Origin of the sequence: Arthrobacter sp. M4, from assembly GCF_020251205.1 — a bacterium.
Lineage (GTDB): Bacteria > Actinomycetota > Actinomycetes > Actinomycetales > Micrococcaceae > Arthrobacter.
This window is the reverse complement of record NZ_JAIWYX010000071.1, coordinates 1-365: the sequence shown is the minus strand read 5'-3', so window position 1 is coordinate 365 and position 365 is coordinate 1. Positions and strand designations below refer to the sequence as shown.

The window sequence follows — 365 nt, the reverse complement described above, 5'->3', positions numbered from 1 at the left end:
GCATCGTTGCCTCATTGCAATACCTCCGCGTGATGTCAGTTGTTCCAGGCGCGGTGGACGGTTTTGAGGGTGGCTGGTTTTTTCGCCAGGGCGAGGGCTTCCAGTTCGGCGGTGAGGGCCAGGATCTGGCGTGAGAGTGCGCCGGGTCTGATCTTCTTGAAGGCGGAGTTCATTTGGATGATCGGGCGTTTGTGCACCCGTTCGTGTTTGATCGCGCGCTGGTGGGGTGTGGCGGGGGCGTCGTGCTTCTTTGTGACCTTGGCCCCGCGGCGCTGCTTGGAGAGCAGTTTTTGCTGTGGCAGCAGGTAGTTGGTGAAGATGCGGTCCAGTTCCCAGATTTCGTTGAGTTTGCCCAGTTCCGCGGC

At 60.0% G+C, this 365-nt stretch carries 1 pseudogene; it reads right to left on the bottom strand.

What is annotated here, in order from left to right:
* Positions 1-35: 35 nt before the first annotated feature.
* A pseudogene (locus LD110_RS23440) lies at positions 36-365 on the bottom strand (integrase); the annotation flags it as partial.